This is a genomic window from Microcoleus sp. MON1_C5 (genome assembly GCF_036701875.1).
In the GTDB taxonomy this organism is placed as follows: domain Bacteria; phylum Cyanobacteriota; class Cyanobacteriia; order Cyanobacteriales; family Microcoleaceae; genus Microcoleus.
This window is the reverse complement of record NZ_JAUBRN010000017.1, coordinates 68,544-85,608: the sequence shown is the minus strand read 5'-3', so window position 1 is coordinate 85,608 and position 17,065 is coordinate 68,544. Positions and strand designations below refer to the sequence as shown.

Genomic DNA, 17,065 nt, shown 5'->3' with positions numbered 1-17,065 from the left:
TAAAAAAATGCAACTGTAGGCCCGTGTTCCAAATCATTAGGTCATCTGTCCTTCCCAATTCTTCAATCTAAAATCTAAAATATAAAATCTAAAATGATCGAGAATGTCTTGTACTTTTATTCGGTAACAGGTAACACTATCTCAAATTCAGTTCCTCCCCCCAAAGTAGAATTCACATTAATTGTTCCGCCGTGGGTTTCGACTACTATCTGGCGGGCGATCGCCAATCCTAACCCTGTGCCTTTTCCTACTGCCTTCGTTGTGAACAAATGGTCAAAAATCCGCTGTTTCACTGCTTCTGTCATGCCCGCACCGTTATCGGCAATCTGAATTTTGATGTGCCGAGCGCCCCACTGACTGGTACGAACTGTGATACAGTGTGGATTGGCTTTAATTGCCTCCAAACTGCGTCCTTGGTGTGATTCTTCTAGGGCATCGATCGCGTTAGCAAGCAGGTTCATAAAGACTTGGTTCAGTTGACCGGGAAAGCATTCGATGGGGGGGAGATTGCCGTAGTCTGTGACCACTTCGATCGCAGGATGGTGTTCGTTGGCTTTCAGCCGATGTTTCAAAATTAAGATGGTGCTGTCAATGCCCTCATGGATATTAAACGGAACTTTGTAGTCTTTATCGGCCCTGGAGAAGGTGCGGAGGCTGGTGCTAATGCCGCGAATGCGATCGCACCCCACTTTCATCGACAACAGCATCTTTGGCAAATCTTCTAAGGCATACTCTAAATCAATATCCTCAGCATCTTCTTCGATTTCATCGCCGGGATTTGGCAGTTTTTCTTGATATAATTTTAAGTGTCCAATCAGATCTTTAATCGTGGTCGTTGCTTCCTCAATATTGCCGTTAATAAAGCCGACAGGATTATTGATTTCGTGGGCTATTCCTGTGACGAGATTGCCCAAGGCGGACATTTTTTCGCTTTGCACGATCTGTAACTGTGCTTGCTGCAAATCAAGGAGCGATCGCTCTAATTCTTTTGCATAAGCTTGAGATTGTTGGTACAAGCGCGCATTTTCTAGAGAGATAGCTGCTTGGGCGCACAAAAGTTGAATGACTTCAGTGCGATCCTCTGTAAATGCACCGATTGTCAAGTTATTTTCTAGGTATAGCAACCCGATTAATTTACCCTGATTTAAAATCGGGGTACACAGCACACTTTTGGGCTTTTCCTGCATCAAATACGTATCTGCAATAAAATCGTTTTGTACTGCTGCATTATCCAAAACTACCGTTTTCCAAGTCCGCTTAACATAGTTAAGCACAGCAGCGGGAACCTCGTAGCTGGCTGACAGCGGTACAGATATTGAGATGACATCTTGATTGAAGGAAGCTACAGCTTCGATCGCGAGATTTCCATCCTTAACCAACAGCAAAACTGCTTTTTTTGCCCCGGCATTTTCCATCACCACAGACATCAGTGCAGCCAGAACTTTTTCTAATTGAATTTCACTTGATAGAGTTTGGGAGGCTTTGAGAATAGTCGCGAAATCGAGGGCTTCGTAAATACTGCTACTGCTAGATAGACTTGTGTGCAAGGTTTGATGTAAAACTGACGATTTATTGATTGTGTGGAGGCGGGTTTCGCTGATGCCAAAACGATTTTCTCTTGCCTGCAATATGGGAGCAAGAAGTTGGGGGTAGCGTTTTTCTAAGTCATCGATTTTGGCTTTCGCACCCCAGTGAGCGTAACAGTAGTAGGCGTCTTGCATATAAGCTTGTGCCACTTTTTCTTTGCCCCAGTCCAGGTAGAATTTAGCTGCTAATTCGTTAGCAAGGGCTTCTTCTTGGATGTATTTGTTTTCTTTCGCTCCAGAAATGGCGCGATCGTACATTTCAATAGCTTCTGCCCTCTGTCTGGCAACTCGGTATTTCTCTGCTTCTACCAACTGCCACTTATGCAAATAATTCATGGGGGCGTGTTCTGCCCAATGCTGCAACTTCCTTTGATTTTCCTGAACTCGTTGCCGCTGCGTTTCTAACTGAGTCTCGGACTCAGGAGTGGCAAGGGCTATGAGTGAGTCATAGAAATATAAAACAGCTTCGGAAGTAAGTCCTAGGCCTCCCGCTATATACTGTCTTGCTCGATCGACATCTGCCCAGGCCCCAGCAATGTCTTCCAGCAGGAATCTCAACGTCACCCTGTACAGATAGAAGGTGTAGAGTCGGTACAAATCGTTAGAGGCAAGCGACTGAGAAACCAGCTTCTCCTCATAGCCTTCCTCTTCAAAGGAAATCTCAAACTTGTTTGGATTACCCAATAAAAACAGCGTTGTTTCCCAATAAATCGAACAATAATTTGCCGTCGTTAGTTGGTTGAGGTCGAGTAATTGCTGACGGTATGCCCGAATTTGGGGCTCAAGTTCTGCCAAAGGTTGACCGCACCAGTAGGAATTTAGACAAAATCCATGGCCATTATGCCCGACAAACTCTAGATTGCCTGTTTCTAATCCGGCTTGATAGCCTGCCTGAAAAATGGGGAGGGTCTCCCGCAAATGCGATTTGCGATGGTACAACATGGCTCCGATCACAACACAAGTTGCAGAGCGAATATTTTTGGCATCCGCCCCACTGGCAAGACGATAAGCTAATCGGCCAAATTGATCGGCTACCGTCACATCTTGTAGAAAGTTGTTGAGAATCCCCCCATAAAAACTATAGCTATAAGCTGAAGTACGACTGTTGCCATATTGGATAGATAAATTTACCTGTAAGGCAGTCACCAGTGGAAACAAAGACGAACCAACCAGATAACAAGCTGACACCATACTTGCCGCCACTTGCATCGCAGCCAGCTTTTGGGGGTTTACCATCGCTGGCAGATCGAATAACTCTTCAATAGGTCGATCGCCGATCAAGCTATTAATTTCCTGCACTGCTTGCTGAATATCTTCTGATGTAGGGCGATCGGGCAATTCAACTCCTAATTCTTTGAGAATCAACAAACCGATAGCAATTGCTTCTAAAAACTTGTTCTGGGACGATAATGCCTGAATTTTGACGGTGTAAACGCTCACTCGCTCTAGGGGAGTTCTGGTATGATCAATCACAGTGTCAATCCACCGATCCATCTCGTCAAAATCACCACAGAGTGAAGCCACTTCTGCGGCTATTTCGTGCAAGTTCAAGGTCATCTCGTACTGTCGTTGCCAAGCGCTCTCTCCCAGCAAATTTAGCCCGATCGCAGCATACTCGCGAGCAGCTTGATAAGCAGTAGCGGCTCTGGCTTTGCGGCAAGCCGTGAGGTTGAGTTGTGCCAGATGGTCGCGTTCTGTTTGGTCTTCAATCAGCGCAATACCATAATTCAACTGATTGACGACTGAAAAAATTTGCTCTTCTATAGCTGCGGGTGAAACTTGCTGGATCAGCAATTGTCCGATCTGATAGTGAACGCGCGATCGCTCTTGTTGGGGAATTAAAGAATAGGCAGCTTGCTGAACGCGATCGTGCAAAAACTTGTAATTCACCACCTCCGAATTTTCGGCCTCCTCCCGTCTTTCTCGCCCCATATAAAACTTGTAGACTTCACTTTCAGGCAGGATTAACCCCTCTTGCAAAGCCTTCCACAAATCCGCCGCCGTTTCCGTTTCCAATTGCTGGGAGACAACTGCCAAAGTCCCCAAATCAAACTGATTCCCAACACAAGCAGCCAACTTCAACACATTCTGAGTCCCTGGCGGCAATTTTTGCAACTGCAACGCCATAAACTCGACCACATCATCCGTCAGCGCTGCCTCCCGAACTCGCACAATATCGCACTGCCAATAACCAGCAACCCGGTCAAACTCAATCAGCTCATCCTGATGCAGTGCTTTGAGAAACTGCGTTGCAAAAAAGGGATTTCCTTGGGTTTTTTGTGCCGCCAAATCAGCCAAAGGTCTTGCCCAAGATCGATCGCAATTGAGCGTATCAGCAACCAAATGATTTAGGCTTTCTGAACTCAACGGTTCCAGCGTCAGAGTATTCACCGTCGCCCCAGCTTTTGCCATTGCATCCAGTGTCAGCATCAACGGATGTGCTGCAAACACTTCATTATCTCGGTAGGCACCAATTACTAATAAATAGTCGGTTGCTGACTCGGCAACCAGCAGTTGCATTAACCGCAGCGAGGCGGAATCAGCCCACTGCAAGTCATCCAAAAACATCACCAGGGGATGTTCTGGTTTGGTGAACACGCGAATAAAATTTTGAAAGAGCAAATCAAACCGATTTTGGGCTGCAGTTCCTGATAATTCGAGTGCGGGCGGTTGTGGCCCAATAATTCTTTCGAGTTCTGGGATTACTTCAATAATGACTTGTCCGTTATCGCCCACTGCTTGCAATATTTGAGTTTGCCAATTTTTCAACTGCTGGTCACTGGCGGTCAACAGTTGTCCCATTAAATCTCGAAATGCTTGGACAAAAGCTGAGAAAGGAATGTTGCGGTTAAATTGGTCGAATTTGCCTTTGATGAAATAGCCGCGCTGGCGGGCAATTGGTTTGTGAACTTCATTGACAATTGCAGTTTTCCCTATCCCAGAAAAACCCGCAACTAACATTAACTCACAGCCTCCACCCTGTTCTGATGGCTGCTGGGAAAAACCTGATACTCGATCGAATGCGGAGAGTAATTCGGCAACTTCGGCTTCGCGGCCGTAGAGTTTTTCGGGTATGAGGAAGCGATCGCCCACATCCCTCTGCGCGATCGTAAAACTCTCTATCCTACCGTTTTCTTCAAGTTGCTTCAAACAAAATTCTAAATCGAATTTCAGTCCCAAGGCACTCTGATAGCGGTCTTCGGCATTCTTTGCCATTAATTTGCTGACAATCTCCGAGAGTACCGGCGGGATTTCGGGATTGATTTCATGCAGTGAGGGCGGTTGCTTGGCAATATGACAGTGTACCAATTCCATCGCATCGTTGGATTGAAACGGCAATTGTCCCGCCAGCAATCCGTAAAAAGTCACGCCCAAAGAATAAAAGTCTGTCCGGTAGTCAATCCCCCGATTCATCCTTCCCGTTTGTTCGGGAGACAAATAGCCGAGTGTTCCTTCCAAGACGTTAGGATTCATCAGGGTTTGAGTTTCCCTTGGCAGCAATGATGCAATACTAAAGTCAATGAGTTTGACTTGTTTTGTTTGGGGATTAATTAAAATATTGGCTGGTTTAATGTCTTTGTGAATTATCCGGTGGCGGTAGAGTATATCTAATGTATTGCTCAGGTCGATGCCCACTTGCAAAAACTCGCTCAGAGACGGCCCCGCTTCCTGTTTTTCCATCCATTCGTTCAGAGAAATTCCCCCAAAGTCTTCCATTACCAGCGCATAGCTGTTTTGGTAGGTTTCCAATCTGTAGGTTTCGATGATTCCGGGTAAGTTGAGGTTTTTGGCGATCGTGTACTGATTGCGAAATTGCACCAGTTCGCTGAAGGTGGGATACTGACTCCGCAAGACTTTGATGGCGACGGGCTGTTTGTCGCCCCTGCGGAAAGCTCGATAAACTAGGGTGCGAGTTCCTGAGTAAATGCGATCGAGAATTTGATAACCTGTCAATGTAAAATTTATACTTGCCATACTTTTATTCTTCCCGTCCTCCGCGGGCTATTTCCCCATTAGCAGAAGCCAATACACTTTCCCAGTCTCGTAATTGTTATTTTAAATCAATATGACATATATCGCTCAATGTTGGTGATGGGGATCACTGAAGTAAGGTAGTTTAAAAACAGGGCAATTCCTATTTTTATTAAAAATTAAATAGCCTCATCCATATTGGAATAGTGAATAATAAACTAACGCAGCCGAGGCCGATCGCAGTTACGGCTAATTCGCGATCGAGATTGAAAGCTTCTGCCAGCAAAGTAGTACCAAAAGCAGGAGGCATTGCCATTTGCAGCACTAGCACAAGTCGCGGCGCGCCCGCGATGCCAAAAAACGTTAATCCCGTGCCAATTACCAAGGGAATTAACAGCATTTTAATCGCCAGACAAGCCAAAACTTGTTTGAGGTTGTGCAAGGAATTCAACTTGCTCAACTGCATCCCGATCGTAATTAAAGCTAAAGTAATTACAGTCCAAGCGCCTGTGGTTAACAATTCTGCGATTTGTGCCGACAGCGGCAAGCTGCGCGAGACAAACCCTAGACCAAAAGCCCACAGTGCCGGATTCTGAAAAATTGCCCGCAGCGGGCTTAACCAACTCTGACGGCGATCGCTTTTACCGCAGTGAGAAGCAATAGCAACTCCCAGTATATTGATTCCCATGGTAGTGCCTAGCAAGTCGTAAAACAACGCCCAGGCAAAGTGTTCCGAACCCAATAAGGACAAGGTGACTGGAATGCCTAAAAAACCCGTATTACCCACCATCGTTGCCAATAAGAAGCTGCCTTGAGTGGGCAAACTCCAAGCGGTGTTGTGTTCCGGGCTATTTTGGGTGCTCCGATTAAGATTCTTGAGACGTTCCTCGCCGACACCGAAATTTATCAAAATCCAAGCGAGTCCTCCACCTGCTAGAATTGCCGCCCAAGCTATCAGCGGCGCCTTCCAAATAGCGCCCGACAAATTGGCGCTGCGGATAAAAGCAACAATGCTCAAGGGCGTGCCAAAGAAGAAAAGAAACTTGGCTAAATATGTAGAATAGCTTCTCGGTAGCAGGCGGCCGAGAAAAAATCCCAACGCCACCCATCCGATCAGATTTAGATAAAGTTTGAGCAGCGGATTTTCTAAATAAAGCATGATTGACTAAATATTTACTAAATACTTACGCATATCCACTACTTTTGCCAAAAAAGCCCACATTTACCCTACCGCCGCAGTTTTCCCTGGCACCGCAGCGCTAAATATTAATGCTTATTCAGCCTCGCAGATAATTTTCCATACAGGCCTTGACATCCACAGAAGCGCGTGTAATGATGAGGTTGAGGAATAAATCAACATAGGTGAAAACTATGGCACGGCAAGCAAAACAATCGTCTCAAGTCAAAAGTTCCAGCAGCCAAGCAGCCTCCAATACTCGCACCAAGTTTACCCTCTACAATTTTGCCGGAAACGCAAAGGCATTCTATCTAGTCGATCGCATTAATTTAGAAAGAAAGCCCGGTGATATCCCAGAAAAATCCGTCGCTCACAGCATCATCATCATCGACCGTTCCGGCTCAATGTATTATGAGTTAGAACCTCTGAAAGAAACCCTAATCAAGCTTTTGACCTTAGACGAATACAACAATTACCAGCTAATTGTCAGCCTGATTTCCTATGCTAGCAATGGTGACGTAATTTGTCATTTCCAGCGAATTCCCATTCAAGAAGTGCTGAAGTTTGACTCTCAATACATCAAAGAAATTCAAAAAATCCACACGGCTGGAGCTACCTGCATATCGCAGTCGATGCAACTCGCTAAATCTCTGGTTAAAGCGGGAGAAATGACAGCGATTAATTTGCACACAGACGGCTATGCAAACGACCCAAGTGCCAATTCGGAAGCTGCAAAAATCGGGGAAATTTGCGAAGAACTAAAAGATATGGATGTGTTTGCCAACACGATATCCTATGCCTCTGCTGACTTCAAACTGCTCTCCAAAATCGCCAACACTTTATCGGGAAATTGCATCCGCGCTGGCGAAGTCAAAATGGTTTATGATGCTCTTTACGACAGCACAAAACTGTTAGGCAGTTCCGTTGCACCTCCGCTGGAAGAACCGTTAATTAAGGAATATGATTATCAAGTTTTTGTTTCCAAAACGGGCAAGAAAATCAACGGTTCATCGAGCACACTGAAAATCTGCGGGCTGAAAGCAGAGGATCGGGGACTTTTTTACAAATATGAGAAAATCGCCAAAGATGAGTATGACAAACTAGATGTTCCCGTTGCTCAAACTGATGAGTCGGTGTTTGCTTTTGCGAAAGCTAACCTCGCTGACGGCAATTTAAATACGGCTAAGTATGCGCTGGCGAGCACCTTCGACGCTACTTTGACGGAAAAACACGCTAAAGCTTTGACAAATGCCCAAATAGCGGAGTTTACGGAAGATTTGGAACAGGCTGTTTTTGCGCCTGAAGTGTTGAAAAATCATGAAATTGGCGATCGGGTAAAAGTCAGCGAGAAAATTTCCCTGCTGGAGTTAATCAAGATATTGGAGGAAAACAGCAACAGCATCATCATCAACTTGAAACACTTGCAAGAAAATTATCAGCGAAAAGGTTTGAAGCGAATTGAGGGAAAGCGAGACGAAAACGGCAACCTTGTCAAGCCTTGGCTGAAAGCTGAATTCTTAGATGGTGGGGAATACGTGCAAATGGGTTCATTTGCCATCAATCAAAATACCGCTACCATCAATATGCTGATTACCCGCAAAGCTAAGCTGGTAAAAGTTGAGGATGAAACTTTAATCGCAGAAGTGGCGGGAATTCTAGTTACAGACCTCAATACTTTCAACAATTATACCATTGTCAGCGACGGCGAAGTTAATATTAAGTCGCTGCGAACCAAAATCAGCAGCAAACCAGTGTTTGATTTGCTCAAAAAATGCGGTGTCCTTGAAAAAGACGGTTCGCCCGTGCAAGAATTTGACTTCCGTTCGGAGTACGATATTAAGTTAGAGACTTTGCCGCTAGTGCCTTTTGACGGGCGTTACGGCAGCCTTGACGGAGTGTTTGAGGAACTCGCAGAAATCAAAATTCTCTCCAGCATTCTCTCGGCTCATTTGAAGGAGGAATCTGAGGCTTACACTGCGGAACAATTGGAAGAATTGAAACAGCATTATCTGTCAAAAAACCTTTACATCAATTTTCCGACGACGACGGAATACACAGATTTAAAAAGTGCGATCGCCAACGGTTCAGTAGATTCGCGAGTCAGCTACAAAATCGACATCGGCAGCAAAAACATCCTCAACTTCGGCAAATTGCACTCTGCCAACAAATTTCTCGATCGCCTTTATGAAGTTTACCACAAAAACACGGGCGAAAAGCTAGCAAAACCGACCTTTGACATCACCTTAGACGAGCCTGTTGTCTTCGCACACAAAACGCTGTCATCCCGAACAAAAATCACCAAAGTTGACGACTTGATGAAACTGATTTTCGATGAGTTTTTGGGGTTGGAGGATAACGGAATTGTGAGTGCTACTTTAGCCAAAGTGGGTGCAGATAGTTTGCTGCGCCTTTTGCAAGCGAAATGGCAGGAAGAAGATGTCAAGCGAGAGGAGTTTGTCGCTGCTTTAGCTAATGCGAATGAGCGACTGGAAGCTTATGCTGAAAAACTGTACAGGGAAAAAGTTTCACCGCTGGTTTTCTACATCGGTTCTACCGGACTTATCCCGGATGAAATGGAGGCAAAAGCGGCAACTGCTGAGGAAATTAATTCTAAATACGGCAACTTGCAATTTTCTAAAGATGAGCAAGAGGGGATGTTTTTTGAAGTGGGCGACTGCATTATTAGCGTGTATGCTAAGAATGAGTATTTCACGGTAGGGAAGTAGGAATTAGGTGGGCATTATTTGCCCACCCTAGACAAATTTGACAAACTGCAGAATGGCGATCGCCATGCCACAAATATAGCGATCGCACTTCAGAGGTGTTGTCACCCCTGAACTCGTCCTAACTGACCTTTAACCACCAGATAAATCGAGCCTGGTAGCCAGAAGGCGAGAGTGACGGGAAATTGAGAAAAGTTACCTCTCTGAGCGCCGTCTATAAGATTAAACACGCAAGCCGCTATACCGATCACTCCCAAAATTCGCAAGGTTATAGGACGCGATTTGGGAAAGAAACAGATACCGACAATAACACCAAGGACTCCCCCAAGCACAACACATCCTTCAATAAATTTAGGGCGCTGATCGGGAGGTAAGACTGCAAATTTTTCTGGTATCAACATGAAGAAGGAAATCCCTGCCAAGATGGTGAGGATACCGAGGATATTCCAAGTTGTTTTACTCATACTTTCAGTATATCCTCACTTTTAGCCAAGTGATATTTTACTACTTAAAACTGAATTTATTCAGCTTCATCTGCCACAGTCTTAGCCGTTATCTGCCTACTGGTAATATACTCAATTTGCACATCAACTTTGTTAATCGCTTCCTCTAACCGTTTTTGGATGTATTGAGTCAGCGTCACCATAAAATCTAACTCAACTCCCACAGATAGCGCAAGTTTTGCCAAGCTAGCAAAATCTACCTTCAAAATCGAGGAACTGGATAACTTAAAATCGGGAGTATTTCTCTTAGGGAGATTTCTCAGTTGGTCAGCAGATTGGAACAGTCGATGTGCAATATATTCTTTACAAGAATGCCACACTAACTCAATAATATTGAAGTCTAAACTATAAGGTTGCAAAAACTCCAACAGCCGATTCGGCATTTGCAACGCCATTTTGTCTCGAAGATCCCGACGATTATGATAACTCGCGTTATCTAATCCTGTTTCAGCATACGGTGCGCCACACAGAGCTGTCTCCACAATGTTTTAGCGATTTATGGCCTGATTAGGGCATCTTGAGGAGATCGTGTTGAACTCGCAATCTCCCTAGCAGCTTCTCGCAGCCGCTCCACATCGCGCATCGGCGGTATACCAAAGAGCCGCTTGTACTCTCGGTTGAAGTGCGAGGAATCGTCATAACCCACACGGTAGGCTGCACTGGTAGCGTCAAGGTTTTGCCCCAGCATCAGACGGCGAGCTTCCTGCAGTCGCAGTTGCTTCTGGAACTGCAAGGGACTCATGGCAGTGACAGACTTGAAGTGATGGTGGAAGCTCGATACACTCATTCCCAGCTCTCGTGCGATGCTTTCAATCCGAAGCGGCTGGTTAAAGTCTTTACGAAGCCGATCGACCGCTTGAGCAATTTGGTGGGTAGAGCCACCCAGAACAGCAATATGACGCAGCCGATCGCCTTGCGCTCCCATCAGCAGTCGATAAATGATTTCTCGCTTAATCAGGGGTGCAAGCACATGAGCTTCCACCGGGGAATCGAGCAACCTGACGAATCGCACCGTAGCGTCTAGCAGATTGGTATCCAGTGGACTGACATCGATCGCTTTGACACTAGCCTCCCTTTGAGCTGAGGGATAGCCTGCCTCAACCATGACTGAGCCAACCAGGGTGGGGTCGAGATCCAGACGAAGCCCCAGGTACGGTTTTTCCTGGGTTGCTTCTAGAATTCGGCTGGCAATCGGTAGTTCCACCGTCCCTAATAGATAGTGCATCGGATCGTACTGGTAGCGATCGCTGCCTAGCAGCACTTCTTTGCTGCCCTGAGCAATGACACAAAAGGAAGGAATCGAGACACTATGAACGCATTCCGAAGGTGAGGAGGAGCGGTAGAAGTGCAATCCTTGGAGCGGCTCAATCGTCCCATCATGACGAATCGCCTGTGCAATCCGCTCGGTCAGTTCGTCTCTGTGGGCTTGCGCTCTATCTGCCTCGCGCTTTGCCTGCGGGTCGTTCAATAACTCCATATCGGGCTTTTCACTCAGTTTGGCAGCGTTCATTTCTAAGTTTGCAGGATTGTACAACAATTTTAGACGATCGTTCTATTGCTTGCCCTTGAGCATTCTTAGAATGAAGCTAAAGCAATGAAAAACCATTTCGGCTTCTTATAAGCATTCTGGATTTTTATACAAGAGAAAACTCAGTTTTGATTGGGCAAGAGATTCGCCTACTGACAACCAAAAGGGCATCAAGGCGAACCTTGCTTCTTAAAAAATTCATCCCTATTGATAGAGCAGGCGCTAAGTGTTCGATCTCTACAATTGGGGTAGCCAAAGGAATTCAAACGATGAAACTGTTCACGGCAACGGTCATATTGCTTTCTCTGCTCGCTTCGGTATCGGCCCAAGCAAATCAGGCAGGAGCCGCCGAGGGGTCCGGTGCTCCCCAGACCGCGCCAATGCAAGATTCGCAGACAATCAACATCACGCGAAGCGGCTCTGTGCCCTCGCGGAACGGACCAGCCGAAAACTTTACGGGTTCGGTGCGCGTCGATCCTCTGTTCCAGGCGAACGATCCAGCAGACACGTCTGGCGCCAACGTTACATTTGAGCCTGGTGCTCGATCGGCATGGCACACCCATCCGCTTGGTCAGACCCTGATCGTGACAGCGGGCGTCGGGCGGGTGCAGGGCTGGGGGGGGCCGATCGAGGAGATCCGGCCAGGAGATGTCGTCCGGATTCCGCCCGGTGTAAAACACTGGCACGGAGCCTCGCCAAACACCGCGATGACGCATATCGCCATCGTGGAACAGCTCGACGGCAAGAGCACCGACTGGATGGAAAAGGTCAGCGACGAGCAGTACGGCACGCCAGTCTAGGCGCAACGGTCGGCATCCGCTGTGCCTGCACGCTCCGTCCCCGGTGTCAGTGTGCAACCGACGCCGGCCCAAAGAGCGATCGGCGACATCGCCCCCAAGTTAGTCGAGCTTACTGACAGCGTGCTATTTGGTGATGTCTGGGAACGTCCTCAGCTATCAAAGCGCGATCGCAGCCTGGTGACCGTCAGCGCCCTGATCGCGATGAACCGTCCCGACCAGCTTCGATTTCACCTCGCCAGAGCGCGCGAAAATGGCGTCACCCAAGACGAGTTGATCGAGACCATTACCCACTTGGCGTTTTACGCGGGCTGGCCTAACGCAGTTACCGCGATTGCCGTGGCTAAGGAAGTCTTCGAGAATAAAGGACGCCCGAGCGAAGGCGCACAAGCGCCTGCGGTGGGTGCAGAGCGTTAGAAGAGTCGGCGCGAAAAACAAACACTTGTCCAGGGGTGGTTTGAGAATTTTGCAAGGAGAATCATGGACGATAATCAAGAACGGAAAGATTTCAGTTCAACCGAGAGCGATTCGCAGCTCAGCGCGGACGAAGAAACACTGCTCGACCAACTCGGAATTGTCGGCGCTGCTCGCCGCAAATTCTTGGGGCAAAGCATGGCTGCCCTACTCGGCACCTTCGCCTTCCACCTGCTGGCTAAAGAGGAGGCCTTTGCCACGCTCGCCGCTGCGCCCGACGCCGTGTTCGCCCCGGCTCCTGGGGTTGAAAACGCCGTTAAGGTTCTTTTGAAAATCAACGGCTCGACCCAACGCCTGGAAGTGGATTCGCGCACGGCGCTGCTCGACGCCCTGCGCGAAAGACTTGGATTGACCGGCACCAAAAAAGGATGCGATCAAGGACAGTGCGGCGCTTGTACGGTCATCGTTGACGGGCGCCGCGTGCTTTCTTGTCTGACACTTGCCGCGAGCTGCGAGGGGAAAGAGGTGACGACCATCGAAGGGATCGCTGACGGCGACAATCTTCATCCGATGCAGGCGGCGTTCATCAAACACGACGGCTTCCAGTGCGGCTACTGCACGCCGGGGCAGATATGTTCGGCGGTGGCGCTTCTGCAGGAAGCCAAAAACGGCGACGCGAGTCACGTCACTAACAATTTGCGGACGAGCGCCCAGAATGTAGCCCTCTCTGATGAAGAAATCAGAGAACGCATGAGCGGCAATATTTGCCGTTGCGGCGCGTATCCGGGAATCGTTGCGGCAATCAGAGAAGTTCAGTCCGGGCGCGAAACAGCCCAGGCTTGGCATTTTGCCAGCGATGAAGAAATTGCCGTTGCATTGAATGAGGAGGGCAAAGCCGATGAAATCGTTTAAATATTCAAGTGCAACCGACGCGGCAAGCGCCGTTGGCACCGTTTCCGCTAATCAAACGGCAAAGTTTCTCGCAGGCGGGACAAATCTAATTGATTTGATGAAAGAATACGTCGAGCGTCCCAGCGAACTTGTTGACATCTCAGGTTTGAATCTGGCGGAGATTCGATCGACCTCGAACGGAATTTCGATCGGCGCCTTAGCCAAAAATACCGACACGGCTAACCATCCGCTCATCAGGCAAAATTACCCGCTTCTGTCAATGGCGATTTTAGCCGGCGCCTCCGCCCAGCTTCGCAATATGGCGACTAACGGGGGAAATTTAATGCAACGCACCCGTTGCCAGTATTTTTACGACATCGCTATGCCCTGCAACAAACGCGATCCCGGCAGCGGATGCGGAGCGCTTCAGGGGATCAATCGCATTCATGCCATTTTTGGCTACAGCGACAAATGCGTGGCGACTTACCCGGGCGATATGGCGAATGCGCTTTATGCGCTGGACGCGGTAGTGAGGATTCGCGGCACTTCCGGGCAAGAACGCACAATCGGGCTCCAGGATTTTCATCGCTTGCCGGGAAACACGCCTGAAAAAGATAACAATCTTCAGCATGGGGAATTGATCGTTGCCATCGAAATGCCGAAGAATAACTTCGCCAACAAGTCTTATTACCTAAAAGTTCGCGATCGGGCTTCCTATGCTTTTGCACTGCTGGCCGTGGCTGCTGCTTTAGAAACAAGCGGCAACACCATCAAACAGGCACGCGTTGTTTTGGGCAGCGTCGCGCATAAACCTTGGCGTTCACCCGAAGCGGAAAAGGTTCTGATCGGAAAACCTGCGACGGAAACAACTTTTCAGGCTGCTGCAGAAGCGGCTCTGAAAGATGCCAAACCCCTTGAACATAACGGTTATAAAGTCGAACTCGGAAAACGCGCCATTGTTCTGGCTTTGCAGAAAGCGATGACGAGCAGCGCTACGTAACTAGGGAGGAGAAAAGAAATGGCAAGATACATCGGAAAAGAAATGAGCCGCGTGGACGGCGCAGCCAAAGTTACGGGCAAGGCTAAATACGCGGCGGAATTCCAGGTTCCCAATCTCGCTTACGGTTTTATCGTGCTGGGAACCGTAGCAAAGGGCACGATTAAATCGATCGACACCCGTGAGGCTGAAGGCGCCGCAGGCGTAATTCGCGTCTTCACGCACCTGAACGCACCGAAGCTTGGTCCGAAGTCTTCCACGGAGCAGTCCCCGCCCCGCGCCACCGAGGAGGAAGACAAGTCGTTTCGGGCGCTCCAGTCCGACAAAATCTTCTTCAATATGCAGCCCGTGGCACTCGTCGTCGCCGAGACATACGAGCAGGCACGTTATGCGGCACGTCTGGTTAAAGTCTCCTACAACTCACAGCAGCACATGACCGACACTGAGGCGGTTCGCTCGATCGCCCGCGTCCCCACTAAAGGGCCGGCTCCGAAGCCGCGCGGTAATCCCGAAGAGGCGATGCGTACAGCGGCCGTGAAGGTAGAGGCCGAGTACCGCATCCCGATCGAGCACCACAACCCCATGGAGCCGCACGCGGCGATCGCGGTCTGGCAAGGCGATAATCTCACCATCTTCGACAAGACGCAGGAGGTCTATGGCGTGCGCGAACATTTGGCTTCGAGCTTCGGCCTGCCCGAGGAAAACGTGAACGTCGTCTCGCCCTTCGTCGGCGGGGCGTTTGGAGCGTCGCTGCGCCCGAACTATTATCCGGCGCTGACAGCGATGGCAGCCCGCGAACTCAGGCGCCCAGTCAAGGTTGTCTATACGCGCACGCAAATGTTCACTGGCCACGGTTATCGTCCGCACACGATTCAGAAGATCGCGCTGGGCGCGGAGCGATCGGGAAAGCTCTCGGCGATGATTCATGAAGCCGTGCACAACACCTCCACCCTCGAGGAGTTCTCGGACGGCACCACGGGTTTCACGCGCCAAGTCTACGCGTGCCCGAATCTCTACGCGCCGCTGAAGATTACCAACACAGACCTCGCCACCCCGACCTGGATGCGCGCACCGGGGGCCGTTAGCGGTATGTTCGCGCTCGAATGCGCGATGGACGAGCTGGCCTACGCGCTGCGGATCGACCCGCTCGAACTTCGGCTGATCAACTATGCCGAAACCGACCCCGAGAGCGGCAAGCCATTTTCGAGTAAGGCGTTGCGGGAGTGCTACCGGCTCGGCGCGGAAAAATTCGGTTGGAAGAATCGCAAGTTCGAGCCCCGATCGATGCGCGACGGACGCCTGCTTGTCGGTTGGGGAATGGCGACCGGCGTCTGGGGCGCTTTCCAGATGCCCGCTGCCGCCCTCGTCACGCTGCGGGCGGACGGCACGGCGCAAGTCGCAAGTGCCACCAGCGACATCGGACCTGGCACCTACACCGTGATGACCATGATCGCTGCCGAGTATCTGGGGCTGAAGTTGGAGCAGGTGAAATTTGAACTCGGCGACACGAAGTTGCCTCGAGCGCCTTCGCAGGGCGGCTCTTGGACGACGGCGAGCGTCGGCTCGGCCGTGTGCGGGGCGGCTCTGGCGATCGGCACGAAGTTGCTCGCCCTCGCGAACCAGGAACCGAATTCTCCGCTCAAGGGGGCAGCCTCTTCCGATGTCGAGATGCTCGACGGGCAACTGCGACTAAAAAGCGACCCGGATCGTTCCGTCAACATCTCCGCAGTGATGAAGCGTAACGGTCTGAGCGAAATCACGGAAACATTCGAGTCGCGTCCCTCAAAGGAGCGCGAGAAGTATGCGACGTTGGCCCACGGCGCGCAGTTCGTTGAAGTGAAGGTCGATCCGGATGTGGGGACTGTCCACGTTACGCGCGCCATTGAAGTGACTGCTTGCGGCAAGATTATGAATCCGAAGGCCTCGCACAGTCAGGAAATCGGCGGCGTTGTCTGGGGCATTGGTATGGCGCTGCAAGAGGCGACTGAAATCGACCACCGTTACGGGCGGATTATGAATCCGAATTTGCAGCACTATCACGTGCCGGTTAATGCCGATGTCTTGGAGATCGAAACGATATTCGTTGAGGAGGAGGATAAAGTCGTCAATCCGCTCGGTGTCAAGGGCATGGGCGAACTCGGCATGGTGGGCATCCCGGCGGCGATCGCCAACGCTGTTTTTCATGCCACGGGCAAACGCATCAGGGACCTGCCGATTACGCCGGAAAAGCTGCTGTGAGTGAGATCCTTGGATGAATAGACCTCTTGCAAAAATGCACCAGACCCCTCCCCAACCCTCCCCTTAGTAAGGTCCGGGAGCCTAATTTTTCAGGCTTCCCCCCTTAACAAGGGGGGACTGAGGGGGGTGAGTTTTTGACTTTTGCAAGAGGTCTAATGAAGTGCCAGCGCTAGTCGCAGCGATCGCCTCCGCGAACCTCAGGGGGCACGGTGCGCGCTGGCAACGGTGGGGAGTGTGGA

10 protein-coding genes and 1 pseudogene are annotated in these 17,065 nt (G+C 49.5%); 6 read left to right on the top strand and 5 right to left on the bottom strand.

Translation table 11 applies throughout. The features are described from left to right. Positions 1 to 116 precede the first annotated feature (116 nt). The gene (locus QUA71_RS11230; RefSeq protein WP_333284897.1) at positions 117 to 5,561 is read right to left on the bottom strand and encodes an AAA family ATPase; all 5,445 of its coding nucleotides are present in this window, start codon (positions 5,559 to 5,561) and stop codon (positions 117 to 119) included. A 169-nt stretch (positions 5,562 to 5,730) separates the two neighbouring features. Next, positions 5,731 to 6,717 carry an AEC family transporter gene (locus QUA71_RS11225; RefSeq protein WP_333284895.1) on the bottom strand — a complete coding sequence of 329 codons (987 nt, stop codon included), beginning with the start codon at positions 6,715 to 6,717 and terminating at the stop codon, positions 5,731 to 5,733. Positions 6,718 to 6,929: 212 nt separating this feature from the next. On the opposite strand from QUA71_RS11225, the gene QUA71_RS11220 reads away from it, so the two are divergent. Next, positions 6,930 to 9,461, top strand: coding sequence for a vWA domain-containing protein (locus tag QUA71_RS11220; protein ID WP_333284893.1), 2,532 nt, complete (start codon positions 6,930 to 6,932; stop codon positions 9,459 to 9,461). A gap of 101 nt (positions 9,462 to 9,562) precedes the next feature. On the opposite strand, the gene QUA71_RS11215 is transcribed toward QUA71_RS11220, so the two are convergent. The 3 genes and pseudogenes from QUA71_RS11215 to QUA71_RS11205 form a co-directional block, all read right to left on the bottom strand. Beyond that, positions 9,563 to 9,922: a hypothetical protein gene (locus tag QUA71_RS11215; protein WP_333284891.1), complete on the bottom strand. Its 360-nt coding sequence runs from the start codon at positions 9,920 to 9,922 to the stop codon at positions 9,563 to 9,565. A 290-nt stretch (positions 9,923 to 10,212) separates the two neighbouring features. After that, positions 10,213 to 10,401 (bottom strand): annotated as a pseudogene (locus QUA71_RS29235) (transposase); the annotation flags it as partial. Positions 10,402 to 10,457: 56 nt separating this feature from the next. Next, complete coding sequence (locus tag QUA71_RS11205; RefSeq protein ID WP_333284889.1) at positions 10,458 to 11,471, bottom strand: AraC family transcriptional regulator; 1,014 nt, start codon at positions 11,469 to 11,471, stop codon at positions 10,458 to 10,460. Between the two features lie 287 nt (positions 11,472 to 11,758). Here QUA71_RS11205 and QUA71_RS11200 point away from each other — a divergent pair, with 287 nt between their 5' ends. The 5 genes from QUA71_RS11200 to QUA71_RS11180 all read left to right on the top strand — a co-directional run bounded on the left by QUA71_RS11200 (position 11,759) and on the right by QUA71_RS11180 (position 16,826). Continuing rightward, the gene (locus tag QUA71_RS11200) at positions 11,759 to 12,289 is read left to right on the top strand and encodes a (R)-mandelonitrile lyase (RefSeq protein ID WP_333284887.1); all 531 of its coding nucleotides are present in this window, start codon (positions 11,759 to 11,761) and stop codon (positions 12,287 to 12,289) included. Between the two features lie 51 nt (positions 12,290 to 12,340). Next, the gene (locus QUA71_RS11195) at positions 12,341 to 12,703 is read left to right on the top strand and encodes a carboxymuconolactone decarboxylase family protein (protein ID WP_333284885.1); all 363 of its coding nucleotides are present in this window, start codon (positions 12,341 to 12,343) and stop codon (positions 12,701 to 12,703) included. Positions 12,704 to 12,766: 63 nt separating this feature from the next. Further along, entirely contained in the window at positions 12,767 to 13,612 is an 846-nt protein-coding gene (locus QUA71_RS11190) for a 2Fe-2S iron-sulfur cluster-binding protein (RefSeq protein WP_333284883.1), read from the top strand. After that, positions 13,599 to 14,591 (top strand): xanthine dehydrogenase family protein subunit M, encoded by a 993-nt coding sequence (locus tag QUA71_RS11185; RefSeq protein ID WP_333284881.1) that lies wholly within the window; start codon positions 13,599 to 13,601, stop codon positions 14,589 to 14,591. The genes QUA71_RS11190 and QUA71_RS11185 overlap by 14 nt, the downstream gene beginning before the upstream one ends. Positions 14,592 to 14,609: 18 nt before the next feature. Further along, positions 14,610 to 16,826, top strand: a complete 2,217-nt coding sequence (locus QUA71_RS11180; protein ID WP_333284879.1) for a xanthine dehydrogenase family protein molybdopterin-binding subunit — start codon at positions 14,610 to 14,612, stop codon at positions 16,824 to 16,826. Positions 16,827 to 17,065: the final 239 nt, after the last annotated feature.

Bases quoted from the DNA above. Each gene is read 5' to 3' on its own strand.
- QUA71_RS11230 (WP_333284897.1), bottom strand. From the start codon at position 5,561: ATGGCAAGTATAAATTTTACATTGACAGGTTATCAAATTCTCGATCGC.
- QUA71_RS11225 (WP_333284895.1), bottom strand. From the start codon at position 6,717: ATGCTTTATTTAGAAAATCCGCTGCTCAAACTTTATCTAAATCTGATC.
- QUA71_RS11220 (WP_333284893.1), top strand. From the start codon at position 6,930: ATGGCACGGCAAGCAAAACAATCGTCTCAAGTCAAAAGTTCCAGCAGC.
- QUA71_RS11215 (WP_333284891.1), bottom strand. From the start codon at position 9,922: ATGAGTAAAACAACTTGGAATATCCTCGGTATCCTCACCATCTTGGCA.
- QUA71_RS11205 (WP_333284889.1), bottom strand. From the start codon at position 11,471: ATGAACGCTGCCAAACTGAGTGAAAAGCCCGATATGGAGTTATTGAAC.
- QUA71_RS11200 (WP_333284887.1), top strand. From the start codon at position 11,759: ATGAAACTGTTCACGGCAACGGTCATATTGCTTTCTCTGCTCGCTTCG.
- QUA71_RS11190 (WP_333284883.1), top strand. From the start codon at position 12,767: ATGGACGATAATCAAGAACGGAAAGATTTCAGTTCAACCGAGAGCGAT.
- QUA71_RS11185 (WP_333284881.1), top strand. From the start codon at position 13,599: ATGAAATCGTTTAAATATTCAAGTGCAACCGACGCGGCAAGCGCCGTT.
- QUA71_RS11180 (WP_333284879.1), top strand. From the start codon at position 14,610: ATGGCAAGATACATCGGAAAAGAAATGAGCCGCGTGGACGGCGCAGCC.